Annotated in this window: 19 protein-coding genes; 7 read left to right on the top strand and 12 right to left on the bottom strand. The window is 61.8% G+C overall.

The features are described from left to right. Positions 1–152: 152 nt before the first annotated feature. Together fabA and fabB are read left to right on the top strand one after the other, a co-directional pair. On the top strand, positions 153–668 hold the full coding sequence (gene fabA, locus BMY68_RS01140) for a 3-hydroxyacyl-[acyl-carrier-protein] dehydratase FabA (RefSeq protein WP_007931558.1): 516 nt from the start codon (positions 153–155) through the stop codon (positions 666–668). 11 nt (positions 669–679) lie between these two features. Next, positions 680–1900 carry a beta-ketoacyl-ACP synthase I gene (gene fabB / locus BMY68_RS01135; protein WP_007931556.1) on the top strand — a complete coding sequence of 407 codons (1221 nt, stop codon included), beginning with the start codon at positions 680–682 and terminating at the stop codon, positions 1898–1900. An 86-nt stretch (positions 1901–1986) separates the two neighbouring features. On the opposite strand, the gene BMY68_RS01130 is transcribed toward fabB, so the two are convergent. The 3 genes from BMY68_RS01130 to BMY68_RS01120 form a co-directional block, all read right to left on the bottom strand. After that, positions 1987–3612, bottom strand: a complete 1626-nt coding sequence (locus BMY68_RS01130; RefSeq protein ID WP_062823213.1) for a methyl-accepting chemotaxis protein — start codon at positions 3610–3612, stop codon at positions 1987–1989. 137 nt (positions 3613–3749) lie between these two features. Beyond that, positions 3750–4214: a DUF3859 domain-containing protein gene (locus BMY68_RS01125; RefSeq protein ID WP_009042803.1), complete on the bottom strand. Its 465-nt coding sequence runs from the start codon at positions 4212–4214 to the stop codon at positions 3750–3752. Positions 4215–4326: 112 nt separating this feature from the next. Further along, complete coding sequence (locus BMY68_RS01120) at positions 4327–5328, bottom strand: amidohydrolase family protein (RefSeq protein ID WP_085530197.1); 1002 nt, start codon at positions 5326–5328, stop codon at positions 4327–4329. Positions 5329–5476: 148 nt separating this feature from the next. Here BMY68_RS01120 and BMY68_RS01115 point away from each other — a divergent pair, with 148 nt between their 5' ends. The 4 genes from BMY68_RS01115 (at position 5477) to BMY68_RS01100 (ending at position 9591) form a co-directional block, all read left to right on the top strand. Further along, positions 5477–5893 (top strand): OsmC family protein, encoded by a 417-nt coding sequence (locus BMY68_RS01115; RefSeq protein WP_007931549.1) that lies wholly within the window; start codon positions 5477–5479, stop codon positions 5891–5893. A gap of 62 nt (positions 5894–5955) precedes the next feature. Further along, positions 5956–6843, top strand: a complete 888-nt coding sequence (locus BMY68_RS01110; protein ID WP_085530196.1) for a pirin family protein — start codon at positions 5956–5958, stop codon at positions 6841–6843. Positions 6844–7039: 196 nt separating this feature from the next. Beyond that, the gene (locus BMY68_RS01105) at positions 7040–8416 is read left to right on the top strand and encodes a pyridoxal-phosphate dependent enzyme (protein ID WP_085530195.1); all 1377 of its coding nucleotides are present in this window, start codon (positions 7040–7042) and stop codon (positions 8414–8416) included. After that, positions 8413–9591 (top strand): trans-sulfuration enzyme family protein, encoded by a 1179-nt coding sequence (locus tag BMY68_RS01100; protein ID WP_085530194.1) that lies wholly within the window; start codon positions 8413–8415, stop codon positions 9589–9591. The genes BMY68_RS01105 and BMY68_RS01100 overlap by 4 nt, the downstream gene beginning before the upstream one ends. A gap of 92 nt (positions 9592–9683) precedes the next feature. Here BMY68_RS01100 and BMY68_RS01095 read toward each other — a convergent pair whose 3' ends face one another. The 4 genes from BMY68_RS01095 to BMY68_RS01080 form a co-directional block, all read right to left on the bottom strand. Next, positions 9684–10412, bottom strand: a complete 729-nt coding sequence (locus BMY68_RS01095; RefSeq protein ID WP_085530193.1) for a dienelactone hydrolase family protein — start codon at positions 10410–10412, stop codon at positions 9684–9686. 67 nt (positions 10413–10479) lie between these two features. Beyond that, on the bottom strand, positions 10480–12384 hold the full coding sequence (gene htpG, locus BMY68_RS01090; protein ID WP_053260599.1) for a molecular chaperone HtpG: 1905 nt from the start codon (positions 12382–12384) through the stop codon (positions 10480–10482). Between the two features lie 88 nt (positions 12385–12472). Further along, complete coding sequence (locus BMY68_RS01085; RefSeq protein ID WP_009042795.1) at positions 12473–12925, bottom strand: PaaI family thioesterase; 453 nt, start codon at positions 12923–12925, stop codon at positions 12473–12475. After that, positions 12922–13398, bottom strand: coding sequence for a PaaI family thioesterase (locus BMY68_RS01080; protein ID WP_009042794.1), 477 nt, complete (start codon positions 13396–13398; stop codon positions 12922–12924). Before BMY68_RS01080 ends, BMY68_RS01085 begins: the two co-directional genes overlap by 4 nt. A gap of 158 nt (positions 13399–13556) precedes the next feature. Here BMY68_RS01080 and BMY68_RS01075 point away from each other — a divergent pair, with 158 nt between their 5' ends. Further along, complete coding sequence (locus tag BMY68_RS01075) at positions 13557–13808, top strand: hypothetical protein (protein WP_009042793.1); 252 nt, start codon at positions 13557–13559, stop codon at positions 13806–13808. A 64-nt stretch (positions 13809–13872) separates the two neighbouring features. Here BMY68_RS01075 and BMY68_RS01070 read toward each other — a convergent pair whose 3' ends face one another. The 5 genes from BMY68_RS01070 to sucC form a co-directional block, all read right to left on the bottom strand. After that, the gene (locus BMY68_RS01070; protein WP_009042792.1) at positions 13873–14274 is read right to left on the bottom strand and encodes an MAPEG family protein; all 402 of its coding nucleotides are present in this window, start codon (positions 14272–14274) and stop codon (positions 13873–13875) included. After that, on the bottom strand, positions 14274–15011 hold the full coding sequence (locus BMY68_RS01065; protein WP_007931525.1) for a DUF599 domain-containing protein: 738 nt from the start codon (positions 15009–15011) through the stop codon (positions 14274–14276). Before BMY68_RS01065 ends, BMY68_RS01070 begins: the two co-directional genes overlap by 1 nt. Positions 15012–15185: 174 nt before the next feature. Beyond that, entirely contained in the window at positions 15186–16499 is a 1314-nt protein-coding gene (gene brnQ / locus BMY68_RS01060; protein WP_085530192.1) for a branched-chain amino acid transport system II carrier protein, read from the bottom strand. A 324-nt stretch (positions 16500–16823) separates the two neighbouring features. Continuing rightward, positions 16824–17705, bottom strand: a complete 882-nt coding sequence (gene sucD, locus BMY68_RS01055) for a succinate--CoA ligase subunit alpha (RefSeq protein ID WP_007931513.1) — start codon at positions 17703–17705, stop codon at positions 16824–16826. Further along, entirely contained in the window at positions 17705–18871 is a 1167-nt protein-coding gene (sucC, locus tag BMY68_RS01050; RefSeq protein ID WP_007931510.1) for an ADP-forming succinate--CoA ligase subunit beta, read from the bottom strand. Before sucC ends, sucD begins: the two co-directional genes overlap by 1 nt. Positions 18872–18967: the final 96 nt, after the last annotated feature.

The raw sequence follows: 18967 nt of genomic DNA, 5'->3' as shown, positions 1-18967 counted from the left end.
TCAGTGCACAAGTGTACATTCATGTCCCTTGTGCTGTGACTTTCACCACAACGCAATAGTCTATGAGTAGGCTGCCGGCTCGAGGCATGAACGCTTCGATCGGCCGGGAAGATTTGCCCCACCCTGCCGCATGGGACTATTGAGGAGCTCGCATGACCAAACAAAACGCCTTTACTCGGGAAGATCTGCTGCGCTGCAGTCGCGGTGAGCTGTTCGGCCCAGGTAACGCGCAACTGCCCGCCCCGAACATGCTGATGGTGGATCGCATCACTCATATCAGCCAAGAGGGTGGCAAGTACGGCAAAGGTGAATTGGTCGCCGAGCTGGATATCACCCCTGACCTGTGGTTCTTCGCCTGCCACTTCGAAGGCGATCCGGTGATGCCGGGCTGCCTGGGCCTCGACGCCATGTGGCAACTGGTCGGCTTCTTCCTGGGCTGGCAAGGCCTGCCGGGCCGCGGTCGCGCCCTGGGCTCGGGCGAAGTGAAGTTCTTTGGCCAGGTGCTGCCGACCGCTAAAAAAGTCACCTATAACATTCATATCAAGCGCGTCCTCAAGGGCAAGCTGAACATGGCCATCGCCGATGGCTCGGTCAGCGTCGACGGCCGCGAAATCTACACCGCCGAAGGCCTCCGAGTCGGCGTTTTCACCTCCACTGACAACTTCTAAGGGTTATCCGCATGCGCCGCGTCGTTATCACTGGTCTGGGCATCGTTTCGTGCCTGGGCAATGACAAAGAGACCGTCTCCGCTAACCTGCGTGCAAGTCGCCCTGGCATCCGCTTCAACCCGGAATATGCCGAAATGGGTCTGCGTAGCCAGGTTTCCGGCTCCATTGACCTCAATCTCGAAGAGCTGATCGATCGCAAGATCTATCGCTTTGTCGGCCACGCGGCGGCTTACGCCTACCTGGCCATGAAAGACGCCATCGCCGACTCCGGCCTGACCGAAGAGCAGGTTTCCAACCCGCGTACCGGCCTGATCGCCGGCTCTGGCGGCGCCTCTACCCTGAACCAGATGGAAGCGCTGGACATCCTGCGCGAGAAAGGCGTCAAGCGCGTCGGCCCATACCGCGTGACGCGGACCATGAGCAGCACCGTTTCCGCCTGCCTGGCCACGCCGTTCAAGATCAAGGGCCTGAACTACTCCATCGCTTCCGCCTGCGCCACCAGTGCTCACTGCATCGGTACCGCCATGGAACAGATCCAGATGGGCAAGCAGGACATCGTGTTCGCCGGCGGCGGTGAAGAAGAACATTGGAGCCAGTCGTTCCTGTTCGACGCCATGGGCGCCCTGTCCAGCAAGCGCAATGACACCCCGGAACAAGCCTCCCGCGCCTACGATGCCGACCGTGACGGCTTCGTCATCGCCGGCGGTGGCGGCATGGTGGTGGTCGAGGAGCTGGAACATGCCCTGGCCCGTGGCGCGAAGATCTACGCCGAAATCGTTGGCTACGGCGCGACGTCCGACGGCTACGACATGGTGGCGCCAAGCGGCGAAGGTGCAATCCGTTGCATGCAGATGGCCATGTCCACTGTCGACGCACCGATCGACTACCTGAACACCCACGGCACCTCGACTCCGGTCGGCGACGTCGCGGAAATGAAAGGCGTGCGTGAAGTGTTCGGCGACAAGGCTCCAGCCATCAGCTCCACCAAGAGCCTGTCGGGTCACTCCCTGGGCGCCGCCGGCGTTCACGAAGCGATCTACTGCCTGCTGATGATGGAAGGCAACTTCATGGCCGGTTCCGCCAACATCGACGAGCTGGACCCGGAAGTGGCCGACATGCCGATCCTGACCAAGACTCGCGAAGACGCCACCATCAACACCGTGATGAGCAACAGCTTCGGCTTCGGCGGCACCAACGCCACCCTGGTCCTGAAGCGCTGGCAGGGCAAGTAAGCCCCGCCGCTTCACCCCATGAAAAACGCCCCGACTGGTTCGGGGCGTTTTTTATTGGGCGGCTGTTTTCCCCCGCGCAAAAGCACTTACACCGAGAAACGCGCCACCAGGGTGTTCAGGTCTACCGCCAGCCGTGACAGCTCCTGGCTCGCGGCGCTGGTCTGGTTGGCCCCGGCCGAGGTCTGCATGGCCAGGTCGCGGATGTTCATCAGGTTGCGATCCACCTCCCTGGCCACCGCCGCCTGCTCCTCCGAGGCGCTGGCGATCACCGTGTTGCGCTCGTTGATCAGGGTGATCGCCCCGGCGATTTCCTCCAGCGCCGCCCCCGCCGCCTTGGCCAGCTCCAGGGTCGAGCGGGCCCGACTGTTGCTCTGCTGCATCGAGCTGACAGCCTGCTCGGTGCCCAGCTGAATGCCGCCAATCATCTGCTCGATCTCCTGGGTCGATTGCTGGGTACGATGCGCCAGCGCCCGCACCTCGTCCGCCACCACCGCAAACCCGCGACCGGCATCCCCGGCCCGCGCCGCCTCGATGGCGGCATTCAGGGCCAGCAGATTGGTCTGCTCGGCCACCGAACGAATCACATCCAGCACCTTGCTGATGCCATACACCTTCTGCGCCAGCTCTTCGACCTGGGAGGCGTTGGCAGTCACGTCGTCGGCCAGGGACTCGATGGACTGTACCGTCTGGCGCACCTGCTCACGTCCATGCTGGGCAATCAGGTCGGACTGGCGGGAGGCTTCGGACGTTGCCACGGCATTGCTGGCCACCTCCTCCACCGCGGCGGTCATCTGGTTCACCGCGGTCGCCGCCTGTTCGATTTCCTGGCTCTGCTGGTGCAGGCCGCGGGTGGCGTCCTCGGTCACGCAACTGAGCTCCTCCGAAGCGGAAGCCAACTGGCTGGAAGAGTCGGAAATACGCCGGATGGTCTCCCGCAGGCTGTGCTGCATGGCCTTGAGCGCCTGCAGCAGGCGCGCCGGCTCATCCTTGCCGCTGATACGAATGTCCTCGGTCAGGTCGCCGCCGGCCACCACCTCGGCCACGTTCAGCGATTGCGCGAGCGGCAGCACGATGCTGCGGGTAAGCAACAGGGCCAGGACAATGGTCATCAGGCCAGCCACCACGACCATTACGACCACCCAGACCTTGGCGTTGCTGAACACCGCCCTGGCCAGCTCGGTGGCCAGGTTGGCGTTGTGCCGGTTCAGGGCCACCAGTTCGTTGAGAGTGCCCGCCAGCTCATCGGCCAGTTGGCTCATCTCGCCATTGACCACCGCGACCGCATCCTCGACACGCCCCTGTTGCGACAGCGCCATTACCTGGTTCTGATGCTCGAGGTAGCGCTTCTCGGCGGCCTTGTAGCGATCGAACAGCACACGCTCTTCCGGCAGCACAATCAGCGCGTTATAGCGCTCCTGGGCCACCGTCATGCCGCGCTTGATCTCATTGAGTTTGCTTTCGTTCTGCGCCAGGGCCTGGGGGCTGCGGTTGACCAGCAAGCGCAGAGTCAGCGCACGGACCCGCAGCAGGTCCTGATTCATTTCGCCCACCGACATCACACTGGGTAGCCAGTTGTTGTCGACCTCGTCGGACTGCGCGCGCATGTTCGACATCTGCAACAGGGCGAACGCCCCCAGGCCGAACACCATCAACGCCAGCAGGCCGAAGCCCAGGCCCGCGCGCGGTGCAATGTTGAGACTCCTGATGCTCATTCTCCGGTTCCTTCCAAAAGCGCTGCATTCGCCATACAGCGGGCTGCTCTTGAAGGTATCGGGTCGCGGAAAATTTGCTTAAGACGAAAACGTGATATCAAAACGCCCAAGCACTCCGATGCCTGGGCGTAACCGATTCAGCGTACGGTAAAACGCTGCTGGACCAACAAACGGTCGCCCTGGAACACCATGAAACGCCACTCGCCGGGGATCACCTCATGACTCTCGGTGAACTCATAGGCCATGATGTCCTGCGGCGCGCCCGGCACCAGTTTCTGGGTCACTTCGAGCTTGTCGTGACGCTGGCCATCCGGGGTACGGATGCCCGGCGTGAAATACAACAGGGTCAGCGGCACATCCTCGGCCACCTTGCCGGTCAACTGATAACGCAGGCCGAACTTGGTGCCCAGCCGCGCGGGCACGATCTCGGTCTGCTCGATGTTTTCGTTGCTGCGCCGCAGCACCCGCTCACCCGACTGCAACGCGGCCTTCGGCCCCTCGAACACACCATATTCCACCGGTCCTTCGACACGGACTTCAGCACTGGCAAGGCCACTGAGCATCATCAGCGCCGCCAATGCGCTTAAACGGGTGAGGTGCATATCGCGCTCCTTGATTGAGATGGCGCGAGCCTATGACGCAGGCATGACAGGCTGATGACAAACCTGCATCGCCAGCGCCTTGGCAACGCCCGCGCATTGGAGCCACCCAGGATCAACGAGCGCGCGGCAGCACGGCGAGAAAGTTGTCCCGGGCCACCTTGCGCGCCACGGCCTCCGGCAAGGCATCGAGGAAGGGATCGAAGCCGCGCATTTCCCGCCCCAGCTTGTTGAAGCGCCCTACCACGTCCGAACCCAGCATGAAACGCTCGGGAAAACGCTCCACCAGCTTCAGCCACTGCGCCCGGGGCATGCCCTGCTCATCCAGCAGATACGGCCTGAGCACGCTCCAGGACAGATCGATGTAGAGGTTGGGATAAGACTCGAGCATCCGCGCCAGGGTCGGCAGGAGAAAATCCAGCTGCACCTGATGCCGATGGATCTCCACGCTGGTGCCCGCGTGGGCCCAGATAAAACGCGTGTGAGGGTGATTGCGCAGCGGCTCTTCGATTTCCGCCAGGTACAGCGGGTTCTTCTCGCGCTTGGAGGTGATGTTGGAATGCAGCATCACCGGCAAGTCATTTTCCGCCGCCAGGTGATAGATCCGCGTCATCGCCTCGTTATTGGCCCGTGGCGTATCGCCGGAGGTCAGCGCGGTCAGGTCGTCGTGGCGGGTGAACACCTCGCCGATGCCCTGCCATAGCCCCGGGTTGAGGTCGAGCATGCGCTGGATATGGGCGTCGGAGTTCTTGTCATTGGGGTTGAAGCCGGAGAGGAACGGATGAAAATGCTGGCGCTGCTCGGGCGTCAGACGGTTCACCGCGGCGGCGACAATCACATCGGTGGCGCTGTACCAGTAGGCCTCGGCGTCGTCGCCGGCGTAGTAGCGCGGCCGCTTGGGTTCGTCTTCATGCCATTTCTTGGCCACCGGGATACCGGAAATCATCACATGCTCGATGCGATTGTCGGCCATGGCCTTGAGCAGCTTGTCCATGCCCGCCGACTCCTGGAAAAAGTCGACGTAATGCAAGTGAGCATCGCTGTAGGCGTAGTCGCGGGCCTGGGCCCAGGCGCTCGGCAGCAGCAACAGCAAGGTGCTCAGATAGATCCAGTGCATGGGCGGGCTCCCGTCGGTTGACGCTGGGTAGACCCTGCCCCGCAGGTGACGGTTCAGAAAAAGGGGAACGCACGGCAAGCGTAATGCTCTATAACTGCACCACCTTTCAACGTCTGTTCCGACTGCCCACCACTGCCCGAGGTCCGTCATGACTATCACCGTCAACACCGAATCCAGCGAAGGTTTCCGCCACAGCATCCAGATCGATGACCATCAATTGTTCGCCGACCTGCCCAAGACCCTGGGCGGCGAAGGTTCCGCGCCGGAACCCCACGACTTCTTCGATGCCGCCCTGGGCGCCTGCAAGGCCCTGACCCTCAAGCTGTATGCGCAGAAAAAAGAGATTCCACTCACCGGCGTCACGGTCGAGGTCAAGCACGACAACAGCCAGGAGCAGAAAGGCAAATACGCGCTGCACGTCAAGCTGACCCTCAAGGGCGTGCTCACCGACGCCCAGCGTGAAGAACTGCATCGCGTCGCCGACCGCTGCCCGGTGCACAAGCTGATGACCACCGCCGAGGTGAGCATCGAGACCCACCTGTCCGAAGGCGCCTTCAGCCAATAGCGCCACGGCTCGCACAAGCGGGTTATGCTCCCGGGCATAACCCGATCAGCCTGGAATGCACCATGAACACACCACTCGTGATTCGCCCTCGCGCCGAGGACGTCGAAGGCCAACCCATCCTGCGTCCGCTGCCCTCGGCCCAATGCCGCAGCGTCGGGCCCTTCGTGTTTTTCGATCACATGCTGCAAACCCGCTACCCCGCGGGCAAGGGCATGAATATCCGCCAGCATCCGCATATCGGCCTGTCGACCCTGACCTACCTGTTCCAGGGGCAGATCCAGCACAAGGACAGCCTGGGTTCCGATCAGGTGGTGAACCAGGGGGATGTCAGCTGGATGACCGCCGGCAGCGCCATCGCCCATGTCGAACGCACCCCGCAGGCGCTGATCGACAGCGACTTCAGCATGCACGGCCTGCAGGTCTGGCTGGCTTCGCCCAAGGCTCATGAACAAGGCCCGGGGCACTACAGCCATCACCCAGCCGCGACCTTGCCGGTCAGCGACAACCTCGGGGTCAGGATCCGCATGATCGCCGGCAGCGGTTTCTGCCTGGAATCACCGGTACCGGTGCTCTCCCCGACCCTGTATGCCGAAATACAGTTGCAGACCGCGACCACCCTGCTGATCCCTGCCGAACATGAAGAGCGCGCCCTGTACGTGCTCGAAGGCGACGCCCAGCTGGATGGCGAGCCCGTCGAGCCGCATGCGCTGGTGATCCTGCCCACCGGAACCACTCCCACCCTGTTCGCCGACAGCGATTGCCATGCCGTGCTGTTCGGCGGCGCGCCGCTGGACGGTCCGCGGCGGATCAACTGGAACTTCGTCTCCAGCGACCCGGCGCGTATCGATGAAGCCCGCCAGCGCTGGGCCGCCGGCGACTGGCCGACGGTGCCGGGGGAAAGCGAAAGAATCGAACTGCCCAAGGGCAAAGGCTCGCCGTCACCCCTGTAGCGCCGGGCGCTCGGTGATCTGGACAGGTCAAGGCTTCCCCGCCGCCTGGTTGCGCAACCAGGTACCGGCCGGCGCGAGCGGTTGCGGGTGGCCGGATCCCGGCCTATGGTCCAAGCGATGCATTGCCTGCGACCGGCGCGCGATGATTCGCCGTGGGTCGCCCATCCAGCGCAGCTTTGCGCAGCGAGGTGACGACATGCCGAACGACTCCCGTCCCGCCGTGCTCGAACTGATCGGCAACACGCCGCTGGTGCGTGTCAGCCGTTTCGATACCGGCCCCTGTACGCTGTTTCTCAAGCTTGAATCGCAAAACCCCGGTGGCTCGATCAAGGACCGCATCGGCCTGGCGATGATCGACGCCGCCGAGCGCGATGGTCGCCTGCGACCCGGTGGCACCATAGTCGAGGCCACCGCCGGCAACACCGGCCTCGGCCTGGCCCTGGTCGGCCGCGCCAAGGGTTATCGAGTGGTCCTGGTGGTGCCGGACAAGATGTCCACCGAGAAAGTCCTGCACCTCAAGGCGATGGGCGCCGAAGTGCACATCACCCGCTCCGATGTCGGCAAGGGCCACCCTGACTATTACCAGGATATGGCCGCGCGCCTGACCAAGGAGATTCCCGACGCGTTCTTCGCCGATCAGTTCAACAACCCAGCCAACCCGCTGGCCCACGAATGCAGCACCGCGCCGGAAATCTGGGCGCAGACCCAGCATGACGTGGACGCCATCGTGGTCGGCGTCGGCTCCGCCGGCACCCTGACTGGCCTGACCCGGTTCTTCCGCCGGGTGCAGCCGGACCTGGCCATGGTCCTGGCCGATCCGGTGGGCTCGGTGATGGCCGAATACAGCCGCAGCGGCGCCCTCGGCACGCCCGGTTCCTGGGCGGTGGAAGGCATCGGCGAAGACTTCATTCCATCCATCGCCGACCTCTCCAGCGTGCGCAAGGCCTATTCCATCAGCGACGAGGAAAGTTTCGAGCACGCCCGCCAGTTGCTGCGCGCCGAGGGTATTCTCGGCGGCTCTTCGACCGGTACCCTGCTGGCCGCGGCTCTGCGCTACTGCCGCGAGCAGACTGAGCCGAAGCGGGTGGTCAGCTTCGTCTGCGACACCGGCACCCGCTACCTGTCGAAGATCTACAACGACCAATGGATGAACGACCAGGGCCTGCTGCAACGCAAAGGCTACGGCGACCTGCGCGACCTGATCGCGCGGCGCTTCGAAGATGGCCGGGTGATCAGCGTGGGGCCGGACGATACCCTGCTCACCGCCTTCCAGCGCATGCGCCTGGCCGATGTGTCGCAACTGCCGGTGCTGGTGGACGGGCAGCGGCTGGTCGGGGTGATCGACGAGTCGGACATCCTGCTGGGCGTGCACGAAGATGCTTCACACTTTCGCAAGACCGTGGCCAGCGCCATGACCGATCAGCTGGAAACCCTGCCTCCCGGCGCCAGCCTGGCCGAACTGGAGGCGGAACTCGACCGTGGCTTCGTGGCGATCATCGCCGACGCTTCGGGCTTCCACGGCTTGATTACCCGGGTCGACATGCTCAACCACTTACGGAGATCACTGCCATGAGCCAACAGGATGAAACCGGCGCGCCACGCGCCTTCGCCACCCGGGTAATCCATGCGGGGCAAACGCCGGACCCTTCCACCGGGGCGCTGATGCCGCCGATCTACGCCAACTCCACCTATGCCCAGCAGAGCCCCGGGGTGCACAAGGGGCTCGATTACGGGCGCTCGCACAATCCCACGCGCTGGGCCCTGGAGCGCTGCGTGGCGGACCTCGAGGGCGGCACCCAGGCCTTCGCCTTCGCCTCCGGGCTGGCAACGATTTCCACCGTGCTCGAACTGCTCGACGCGGGCGCGCATATCGTTTCCGGCAATGACTTGTACGGCGGGACGTTCCGTCTCTTCGACAAGGTGCGCCAACGCAGCGCCGGCCATCGCTTCAGCTTCGTCGACCTGACCGATCTGTCGGCTTTCGAAGCGGCGCTGCAGGACGACACGCGGATGGTCATGGTCGAGACCCCGAGCAATCCCCTGCTGCGCCTCACCGATCTCGCCGCCATCGCGCGCATCTGCCGGGCGCGGGGCATCATCAGCGTCGCCGACAACACCTTTGCCAGCCCGTGGATCCAGCGTCCGCTGGAGCTGGGCTTCGATATCGTGCTGCACTCGACGACCAAGTACCTCAACGGCCATTCCGACGTGATCGGCGGCATCGCGGTGGTCGGGCAGAACCCCGACCTGGCCGAACGTTTGGGCTTCCTGCAGAACGCCGTGGGAGCGATCGCCGGGCCGTTCGACGCCTTCCTCACCCTGCGCGGGGTGAAGACCCTGGCGCTGCGCATGGAACGCCACTGCAGCAACGCCCTGGAGCTGGCGCAATGGCTGGAGCGCCAGCCACAGGTAGCGCGGGTCTACTACCCGGGCTTGCCGTCCCACCCGCAGCACGCACTGGCACGGCGGCAGATGCACGGTTTCGGCGGGATGATTTCCCTCGACCTGGACTGCGACCTGGCCGGCGCCAGGCGTTTTCTCGAGAGCGTGCGAATCTTCGCCCTGGCCGAGAGCCTGGGCGGTGTGGAAAGCCTGATCGAGCACCCGGCGATCATGACCCACGCTAGCATTCCCGCTGACACCCGGGCACAGCTCGGCATCGGCGATGGACTGGTGCGTTTGTCCGTGGGGGTCGAGGATGTCGAGGACCTGCGCGCCGACCTGGCCCAGGCACTGACGCGAATCTGAATGGCCGACAGGCACAAAAAAGCCCGCCTGGCGTACAAGGCGGCTCACTGAGAGCCGTATTGCATCGCCAAGCGGGCTTGTGGTTCCCGGGCTCAGCCCTTGAACACTTCATCCAGCAGGTTGTGCATCGAGGTGAAAGCGCGACGAGCGGTCTTGGCGTCGTACATCATCTTGCCCGGCACATTGGCGTGCGGATCGGTGAAGGAATGCACCGCGCCGCCGTAGCTCAGCAGTTGCCAATCCACGCCCGCGGCATTCATTTCCTCTTCGAAGGCCGGCAATTGCTCTTTCGGCACCAGCGGGTCGGAAGCGCCATGCAGCACCAGCACCGAACCCTTGATGTTCCGTGCGTCGGCCGGGTTCGGCGTATCCAGGGTGCCGTGGAACGACACCGCGGCTTGCAGCGGCGCACCACTGCGCGCCAGCTCCAGGGAGCAGCAGCCGCCAAAGCAGAAGCCGAAGGTGGCCAGCCGGGCCTTGTCCACCGCCGCCTCCTGCTGGCTCTGCAGCGCCTCGAAGGCCGCCTGCATGCGCTTGCGCAGCAAGGCCCGGTCATTCTTCAGCGGCATCATCGCGGCGCCCGCCTCGTCACCGTTGCTCGGGCGGACCTGTTGCCCGTACAGGTCGGCGATCAGCACCACATACCCCTTGGCGGCGACCGCCTCAGCGATCTTCTCCGCACCGGCGCCGACGCCCATCCAGTTCGGCGCCATCAACAGCCCCGGACGCGGGCCCTGCTGGCTGGCATCGAACGCCAGGCGGCTTTCATAGGATTGACCATCAATCTGGTAGACCAGGGAACGAACAGTGACTTGGCTCATTTCAGACTCCTGATTCAAAAACACCGGAATGAAAAAACCCGCCGAAGCGGGTTTTTATACAACGCAGTTAAACCGACAGTTCAACCAGCAGCTTGTTCAGGCGGCGCACATAGGCGGCCGGGTCTTTCAAGCTGTCGCCGGCAGCCAGGGCCGCCTGATCGAAGAGGATGTGCGACAGGTCACCGAAACGCTCGTCGCTCTGCTCGCCGTCGAGTTTCTCGATCAACGGGTGAGCCGGGTTGAATTCGAAGATCGGCTTGGAATCCGGCACCTTCTGCCCGCTGGCCTCGAGGATCTGGCGCATCTGCAAGCCCAGGTCCTGCTCGCCGATCGCCAGGATCGCCGGGGAGTCGGTCAGGCGGTGGGAAACCCGCACTTCGCTGACGGTATCGCCCAGGGCGGTCTTGATCCGCTCCACCAGGCCTTCCTTGCTCTTGGCGACTTCTTCCGCGGCCTTTTTGTCCTCTTCCGAGTCCAGGTTGCCCAGGTCCAGGTCACCCCGCGCCACGTCGACAAAACCCTTGCCGTCGAAGTCGCTCAGGTAGCTCATCAGCCACTCGTCGATGCGGTCGGTCAGCAGCAGTACTTCGATGCCTTTCTTGCGGAAGACTTCCAGGTGCGGGCTGTTCTTGACCTGCGCGTAGGTTTCGCCGGTGAGGTAGTAGATCTTGTCCTGGCCTTCCTTGGCGCGTGCCAGGTACTCGGCCAGGGAAACATTCTGCTCGCCGTCGTCGCCCTGGGTGGAGGCGAAGCGCAGCAGGCCGGCGATCTTTTCCTTGTTGGCGAAGTCTTCGGCCGGGCCTTCCTTCATCACCTGGCCGAAGTTTTTCCAGAAGCCCTTGTATTGCTCAGGCTCGTTCTTCGCCAGTTTTTCCAGCATGTCCAGCACGCGCTTGGTCAGCGCCGACTTCATGGAGTCGATGATCGGGTCTTTCTGCAGGATTTCCCGCGACACGTTCAGCGACAGGTCGTTGGAATCGACCACGCCCTTGATGAAGCGCAGGTACAGCGGCAGGAAGGATTCGGCCTGGTCCATCACGAACACGCGCTGCACGTACAACTTCAGGCCTTTCGGCGCTTCACGCTGGTACAGGTCGAATGGCGCACGGGCCGGCACGTACAACAGCGAACTGTATTCCAGCTTGCCTTCGACCTTGTTGTGGCTCCAGCTCAGCGGATTCTCGAAGTCGTGGGCGATGTGCTTGTAGAACTCCTGGTATTCCTCGTCCTTGATTTCGGTACGCGGACGGGTCCACAGGGCACTGGCGCGGTTGACGGTTTCCCATTCCTGCGCAGGCTTCTCCTCGCCCTCTGCGGCAGCGGCCTCTTTCGGCAGCTCGATCGGCAGGGCGATATGGTCGGAGTACTTCTTGATGATGTTGCGCAGGCGCCAGCCGTCGGCGAACTCGTCTTCGCCGGACTTCAGGTGCAGGACGATGCGGGTACCGCGGTCGGCCTTGTCGATGGTCGCGACTTCGAACTCGCCTTCGCCCTTGGAGGACCAGTGCACGCCTTCGCTGGCGTCAAGGCCGGCGCGGCGGCTGAAGACATCGACCTTGTCGGCGACGATGAAGGCGGAATAGAAGCCCACGCCGAACTGACCGATCAGGTGCGAATCCTTCTTCTGGTCGCCGGTGAGGTTTTTCATGAAATCGGCGGTGCCGGACTTGGCGATGGTCCCCAGGTGGGTGATCACATCGTCCCGGCTCATGCCGATGCCGTTGTCTTCGAGGGTGACGGTCTTGGCGTCCTTGTCGAAGCTCACACGGATTTTCAGCTCCGCGCCACCTTCCAGCAACTCAGGCTTGGACAGGGCTTCGAAGCGCAATTTGTCGACAGCGTCAGAGGCGTTCGAGATCAGTTCGCGAAGGAAGATTTCCTTGTTGGAATACAGCGAATGGATCATGAGGTGCAGCAGTTGCTTCACCTCGGTCTGGAAGCCCAGGGTTTCCTTTTGAGTTTCCACACTCATGGTCATCAAACTCCAATCAGATGGCATAAGCCGCGCCCGGAGGGCTTACGGCGGGATGTCCACAGAGTTGGGGGCTATACCTGAGATTTCAAGGCCCTGGACTTTCTTCGAGTTTGAAATGTGCGCGGGCGGTGGCAATCGGTTCCTCTGCGGAGCTCTGCCAGGCGGTGATGGCCACATTCGCCACCCGCCGTCCCTGGCGGCAGACCTGGCATCGGGCATAGGTATCGCGAAATTGCCCGGCACGCAGGTAATCGAGGGAAAAGTCGATGATTTTCGGCACGCCCGGCGAGCCGGTGCCAATCAACAGATGCAGGGCCGCGGCCAGCTCCATGAATCCGGCAATCACCCCACCGTGCAGGGCCGGCAGCAACGGGTTGCCGATGTTGTCGCGGTTGGCGGGCAGGCGAAACAGCAACTCATCGCCCTGCCGCGAACACTCGATGCCAATCAGCCTGGCGTAGGGAATCAATTGCAGCAGCGCGGCGTAATCGCCTTGCTGGTGGGCATGCTGCACTTGCTTCTGGAAATCGTCGCTCATGGCCGCTCGCCCTTGATGGCACCGGCAAAACCTTTGCTGCCCTTGATGCCCTTGCCCATGCGCATGAAGGTGCCCACCACATGGGCAACAGGGTGCTCGGGGTCGTCCTGATAGGCAAAACCGCGGGTGAAAATCACATCGGTGGTCACCCGGTAGCACTGGGCAAAGCCATACACGCTCTTGCCCGGCTGCGCCGGGTGCATGTAATCGATGCGCAGGTCCAGGGTCGGGCAGACCTCGAACTCCGGCAGGACGCACAACGTGGCCATGCCACAGGCGGTGTCCATCAACGAGGTCAGCGCGCCACCGTGGATCACTCCGGTCTCTGGGTTGCCGACTATCTGCGGGCTGTAAGGCAACATCAGGGTGATGCCGTCTTTTGAGGCGCTGTGCACGCTCATGGCCAATACCTGGCAATGGCGCAGCGCCGACAAAAACCGCGTCGCACGCTCAAAAACAGGGTTCTGCTCCATAAGGAAATTCTCTAGTTGGTGTCAAAACCGCTCGGTTAACGCGACAGGTAAAAGTTCCATATTGCCGGCACTTTATATATCTTTAACTTTCAAGGAACTTAACCTGTAGAGCCATGCTCGAAAGGCGAGAAGATATCTTCAATAAGGAGAAACACCCCATGCGTAAGACTTTAGCTATTGCCCTGATGCTGACCGCTTCCCTCGGTCTCGCTGCCTGCGATAAAAAATCCGAGGACAAAGCTCAAGATGCCAACCAACATGCTGAGCAAGCTCAACAGAAAATGAATGAAGCTCAGGATAAAGTGAACGAAGCTGCAAAAGAAAACGCCGAAGCAGCCAAAGATCAGGTTGAATCGAACAAAGCAGCGGCTGAAGAAGCTGCCAAGGAAGCCGCTCCTAAAACCAACTAATCCGGTTTTAGTGCAGCAAAAAGAAAGCCCGCCTAGTGCGGGCTTTACTTTGTCTGCAATAACGCTAAGCCAACAGGCTGCGAAAAGTCGGACTAAGCATCAGCAGCAATGAGCAGAGCAGACCGATAAACCAGACCAGACTGCGCTGCCAGGCAAGATCCGCCCAATAGCACAGCAGATAGATAACCCGCGTGATAACGAAGACGATCGCCAGGCCGTCGATCAACCAGCCCTGAGTCTGGGTGGTATGGGCCATCAGCACCCCGACCGCAAATAACATGAAGGCTTCGAAACTGTTCTGGTGCGCCGCCACTGCCCGGGCGCCGAACCCCGTGAGCTGTGTCTGTTGCTGGCGTGGCAGGTGATTGTCGTAGCCGCCCTGCTCTTTCATCGCCCTGGCTACCGGTATGCGCGCCACGTAAATCAACAGCGCGCTGATAAACACACACCAGAAAGCAATACTCATCAGGCTATCTCCTTGTTCGCCTCGGGCAATGGCGCCTCTGTAGGGGTATAGACCATCACGTCCAACACGTCGGAATGAAACTCCCGGCGGTACAGCACCAGCACCACGCCCGCGCTCATCAGCATGAACAGCCAGGGGCTGACGAACCAGGCCAGCATGCTCATGCCGAAGTAATAGGAACGCAGGCCGAAGTTGAACTGGTTGGCGGCCATGGAAATCACCCGCGCGGCCCGCATTGCAAAGGCTTTTCGCTCCTGTTCGGAAACATGTCGCTCACCGATCATCGGCGCCGAGCCCACGAGAATGGCCGCGAAGTTGTACTGGCGCATGCACCAGCTGAAGGTGAAGAAGGCGTAGACGAACACCAGTGCCAAGCACAGCAGCTTGATCTCCGACATGCCCTGGGAGGCCTGCTGCACCATGGGAATGTCGGCCAGCAGCGACACCGCACGCTCGGAAGCGCCGAGCACGGTGAGGATACCGGCGAGGATAATCAGGGTGCTGGAGGCAAAGAACGAGGCGTTGCGCTCCAGGTTGCCGATCACGCTGGCGTCGGCAATGCGGTTATCGCGCAGCAGCATGCGGCGCATCCAGTCTTCCCGGTACAGGTGCAGCACGCTGGCCAGGCACGCGGTATCGCGGCCCTTCCATGTGGCGTAGCGGGTGTAGCCGCCCCAGCAGATGACAAACCAGAGGGCGGCGATGAGATGGATCAGGTTGGCTTCGACGAACGACATGCAGGTTCCCGGATAGGCGTTGGCAGAGTGCGGATACAACTGGCACTGCTTCGACGTTGATCGAGGAAAAAAGACACCATCGGCCGCCCATAAAAAATGCCCCGTATCGCTGGATACGGGGCATTTTCATGGCTACTCGGTGCCCGCTTGTGACGGGCCCCGGCAGATAGCGGATTAGGCCAGGGCTTCGCTGCGCTTGCCCAGCAGGCGGTCGCAGGCTACCGCGACCACCAGGGTCATGACCGAAGGCACCAGCCACGCCAGGCCCTGCTCACTCAGTGGCAGGTGCATCAACTGGGTTGGCATCCAGTCCGCCAGGCCGGCACCCTTGAGGGCGTCGATCAGGCCGAACAGGAAGGACACCAGCATCACCGGACCGACGATGCGGCCTTGCTCATGCCAGAAGTCCTTGCAGAAGCTCAGGGCCACCAGGGCGATGCACGGCGGGTAGATGGCGGTCAGCACCGGGATGGAGAAGGCGATCAGCTTGGTCAGGCCCAGGTTGGACACCAGCAGCGAGAACGCCGCCAGGATGATCACCAGGGTCTTGTACGACAGCGGCAGTACGCGGCTGAAGTACTCGGCGCAAGCGCAGGTCAAACCGACAGCAGTCACCAGGCAGGCCAGGGAAATCAGCACAGCGAGGAAGCCGCTGCCCAGGGAACCGAAGGTGTGTTGCACATAAGCGTGCAGCACCGCCGCGCCATTGGTGGCACCGGCCGCGACTTCGTGACTGCCCGAACCCAGGCGGAACAGGCTGACATACACCAGCGCCAGGCCGACACCGGCAATCAGCCCGGCGATGATCGCGTAACGGGTGATCAGGCGTGGCGACTCGACACCGCGGGAACGGATGGCGTTGACGATGACGATGCCGAACACCAGCGCGCCCAGGGTATCCATGGTCAGGTAACCATTGATGAAGCCCTGGGAGAACGGCGCCGCAACGTATTCGGGCGTCGCGGTACCGATATCACCGGCCGGCAAGGCGAACGCGGCGATGCCCAGTACGGCCAGGGCGATGATCTTCAGCGGCGCGAGGAAACGCCCAACGGTGTCCAGCAGGCGTCCTGGGTAAAGGGAGATGAAAAACACCAGCAGGAAATACACCGAGCTATAGAGGAACAGCGCCAGCGGGCTTTCGCCGGTCAGGGGCGCCAGGCCTACTTCGAAGGACACGGTCGCGGTACGCGGCGTCGCGAACAACGGGCCGACCGCCAAGTAGCAGACCGCCGCCAGCAGGCCACCGGCGATCTTGCCGATCGGGCTGCTCAGCGCGTCCATCGCCCCGCCGACCTTGGCCAGCGCAACGACGGTCACCACTGGAAGGCCCACGGCGGTGATCAGAAAACCCAGCGCCGCGATCCAGACGTTAGGTCCGGACTGCAAGCCAACGATAGGCGGGAAGATGATATTGCCGGCCCCAACGAACAGGGCAAAGGTCATAAAACCCAGTGCCAGAATGTCCTGGCCTTTCAACACTTTCATTAAGGAAATACCACACTACTGAATCGGAATTTAGAGAGGGATTTCCCTTATGGGTGAGGGAAATGCTGTCGGTCCGTATAGGACTGACCCGTTTAGCGCGCGGCTTCCTTGTGGGACGCAGACGCAAAAGAGGCGGCTAGACTACCGAATTTGTAAGACAAACGCACTGTTAGAGGGCGAACTGTCCGATCAGCGACATTTGCGTGTCGCGTTTATGTAGATAAATAGCCGTTTGCCATGATCACGCCCCTTCCCGACAGCCAGAAAGCACAAAGGCCACCCGAAGGTGGCCTTTGTTGGTGGAGCGTCAGCTAAGCGCGAGGCTTACTTGACAGCCCAGCCAGTCAGCTCGGCCAGGGCCTTGCCGATGTCTGCCAGCGAACGCACGGTTTTCACGCCTGCGTCTTGCAGAGCAGCGAATTTCTCGTCTGCAGTGCCTTTGCCGCCAGAGATGATTGCGCCAGCATGGCCCATGCGCTTGCCCGGAGGAGCAGTCACACCAGCGATGTAGGAAACAACCGGCTTGGTCACGTTAGCCTTGATGTAGGCAGCCGCTTCTTCTTCAGCCGAACCGCCGATCTCACCGATCATCACGATCGCTTCGGTCTTCGGGTCTTCCTGGAACAGCTTCAGGATGTCGATGAAGTTGGAGCCTGGGATCGGGTCACCACCGATGCCGACGCAGGTGGACTGACCGAAACCGGCGTCAGTGGTCTGCTTCACGGCTTCGTAAGTCAGGGTGCCGGAACGGGAAACGATACCGACCTTGCCTGGCAAGTGAATGTGACCTGGCATGATGCCGATCTTGCATTCGCCTGGAGTGATCACGCCTGGGCAGTTAGGGCCGATCAGGGTAACACCCAGCTCGTCGCACTTAACTTTAGCGTCCAGCATGTCCAGGGTAGGAATGCCTTCGGTGATGCAGACGATCAGCTTGATGCCGCCGAAAGCCGCTTCCAGGATGGAGTCCTTGCAGAAAGGAGCTGGAACGTAGATCACGCTGGCGGTGGCGCCAGTGGCAGCTACAGCGTCTTTCACGGTGTTGAAGACAGGCAGGCCCAGGTGCTCGGTGCCGCCTTTGCCCGGAGTTACGCCGCCAACCATCTTGGTGCCGTATTCGATGGCTTGCTGGGTGTGGAAACTACCTTGCGAACCGGTAATACCCTGGCAGATAACTTTGGTGTCTTTATTGATCAGGACGCTCATTATTTGCCCTCCGCAGCTTTGACAACTTGTTGAGCAGCGTCGGTCAGGCTGGTAGCAGCGATGATGTTCAAGCCGCTTTCTGCCAGTACTTTAGCGCCCAGTTCAGCGTTGTTGCCTTCAAGGCGAACAACAACCGGGATTTTCACGCCGACTTCTTTCACTGCACCGATGATGCCTTCGGCAATCATGTCGCAACGAACGATGCCGCCGAAGATGTTGACCAGTACTGCAGCGACGTTGGTGTCGGACAGGATGATCTTGAAGGCTTCGGTCACGCGCTCTTTGGTAGCACCACCACCTACGTCGAGGAAGTTGGCTGGCTTGCCGCCGTGCAGGTTGACGATGTCCATGGTACCCATGGCCAGGCCGGCACCGTTGACCATGCAGCCGATGTTGCCTTCCAGCGCTACGTAGTTCAGTTCGAACTTGGCAGCGTGCGCTTCGCGCGGATCGTCCTGCGACGGATCGTGGAAAGTCTTCAGCTTAGGCTGGCGGTACATGGCGTTGGCGTCGATGTTGATCTTCGCGTCCAGGCAGTGCAGATCGCCATCAGCCTTGATCACCAGCGGGTTCACTTCCAGCAGTGCCAGATCGTGGTCCTGGAACAGCTTGGCCAGGCCGACGAAGATCTTGGCGAACTGAGTGACTTGCTTGCCTTCCAGGCCCAGCTGGAAAGCCAGCTCGCGACCCTGGAATGGCTGAGCGCCAACCAGCGGATCGATAGTAGCCTTGAGGATTTTCTCAGGGGTGTCGTGAGCGATTTTCTCGATGTCCACGCCACCTTCGGTGGAAGCCATGAACACGATGCGACGGCTCGAACGGTCGACGACAGCGCCCAGGTACAGCTCTTTAGCGATATCAGTGCACGATTCAACCAGGATCTTGGTGACTGGCTGGCCATTGGCGTCAGTCTGGTAAGTCACCAGACGCTTGCCCAACCACTGTTGAGCGAATGCTTTAGCGTCTTCTTTGCTGCGAACCAGCTTTACGCCGCCCGCTTTACCGCGACCACCGGCGTGAACCTGGGCTTTAACAACCCACTCGGAGCCGCCGATCTTGTCGCAAGCTTCTGCTGCTTCTTCCGGGGTGTCTACCGCGTAGCCTTTGGATACTGGCAGGCCGTATTCAGCGAACAGCTGCTTACCCTGATACTCGTGAAGATTCATGCTTTTTACCGTCTTCGTTAGGTACTGCGCATTCGGCGCTGCGCTCTTGATGAGTGCCGCGCCACCTGTGACCGCTCCTCACCGGACTCCCCTGCC

Source organism: Pseudomonas sp. NFACC41-3, assembly GCF_900109505.1.
GTDB lineage: Bacteria > Pseudomonadota > Gammaproteobacteria > Pseudomonadales > Pseudomonadaceae > Aquipseudomonas > Aquipseudomonas chlororaphis.
Note: the sequence above shows the minus strand (reverse complement) of the source record. Positions and strands in the feature narration are given on the sequence as shown.

Coding starts and splice junctions, on each gene's coding strand:
- BMY68_RS01110 (WP_085530196.1), top strand. CDS start 5,956: ATGAACACACCACTCGTGATTCGCCCTCGCGCCGAGGACGTCGAAGGC.
- BMY68_RS01065 (WP_007931525.1), bottom strand. CDS start 15,011: ATGTCGTTCGTCGAAGCCAACCTGATCCATCTCATCGCCGCCCTCTGG.
- BMY68_RS01130 (WP_062823213.1), bottom strand. CDS start 3,612: ATGAGCATCAGGAGTCTCAACATTGCACCGCGCGCGGGCCTGGGCTTC.
- htpG (WP_053260599.1), bottom strand. CDS start 12,384: ATGAGTGTGGAAACTCAAAAGGAAACCCTGGGCTTCCAGACCGAGGTG.
- sucC (WP_007931510.1), bottom strand. CDS start 18,871: ATGAATCTTCACGAGTATCAGGGTAAGCAGCTGTTCGCTGAATACGGC.
- BMY68_RS01075 (WP_009042793.1), top strand. CDS start 13,557: ATGCGTAAGACTTTAGCTATTGCCCTGATGCTGACCGCTTCCCTCGGT.
- BMY68_RS01115 (WP_007931549.1), top strand. CDS start 5,477: ATGACTATCACCGTCAACACCGAATCCAGCGAAGGTTTCCGCCACAGC.
- BMY68_RS01070 (WP_009042792.1), bottom strand. CDS start 14,274: ATGAGTATTGCTTTCTGGTGTGTGTTTATCAGCGCGCTGTTGATTTAC.
- BMY68_RS01085 (WP_009042795.1), bottom strand. CDS start 12,925: ATGAGCGACGATTTCCAGAAGCAAGTGCAGCATGCCCACCAGCAAGGC.
- fabB (WP_007931556.1), top strand. CDS start 680: ATGCGCCGCGTCGTTATCACTGGTCTGGGCATCGTTTCGTGCCTGGGC.
- BMY68_RS01100 (WP_085530194.1), top strand. CDS start 8,413: ATGAGCCAACAGGATGAAACCGGCGCGCCACGCGCCTTCGCCACCCGG.
- BMY68_RS01120 (WP_085530197.1), bottom strand. CDS start 5,328: ATGCACTGGATCTATCTGAGCACCTTGCTGTTGCTGCTGCCGAGCGCC.
- BMY68_RS01095 (WP_085530193.1), bottom strand. CDS start 10,412: ATGAGCCAAGTCACTGTTCGTTCCCTGGTCTACCAGATTGATGGTCAA.
- BMY68_RS01125 (WP_009042803.1), bottom strand. CDS start 4,214: ATGCACCTCACCCGTTTAAGCGCATTGGCGGCGCTGATGATGCTCAGT.
- BMY68_RS01080 (WP_009042794.1), bottom strand. CDS start 13,398: ATGGAGCAGAACCCTGTTTTTGAGCGTGCGACGCGGTTTTTGTCGGCG.
- brnQ (WP_085530192.1), bottom strand. CDS start 16,499: ATGAAAGTGTTGAAAGGCCAGGACATTCTGGCACTGGGTTTTATGACC.
- sucD (WP_007931513.1), bottom strand. CDS start 17,705: ATGAGCGTCCTGATCAATAAAGACACCAAAGTTATCTGCCAGGGTATT.
- fabA (WP_007931558.1), top strand. CDS start 153: ATGACCAAACAAAACGCCTTTACTCGGGAAGATCTGCTGCGCTGCAGT.
- BMY68_RS01105 (WP_085530195.1), top strand. CDS start 7,040: ATGCCGAACGACTCCCGTCCCGCCGTGCTCGAACTGATCGGCAACACG.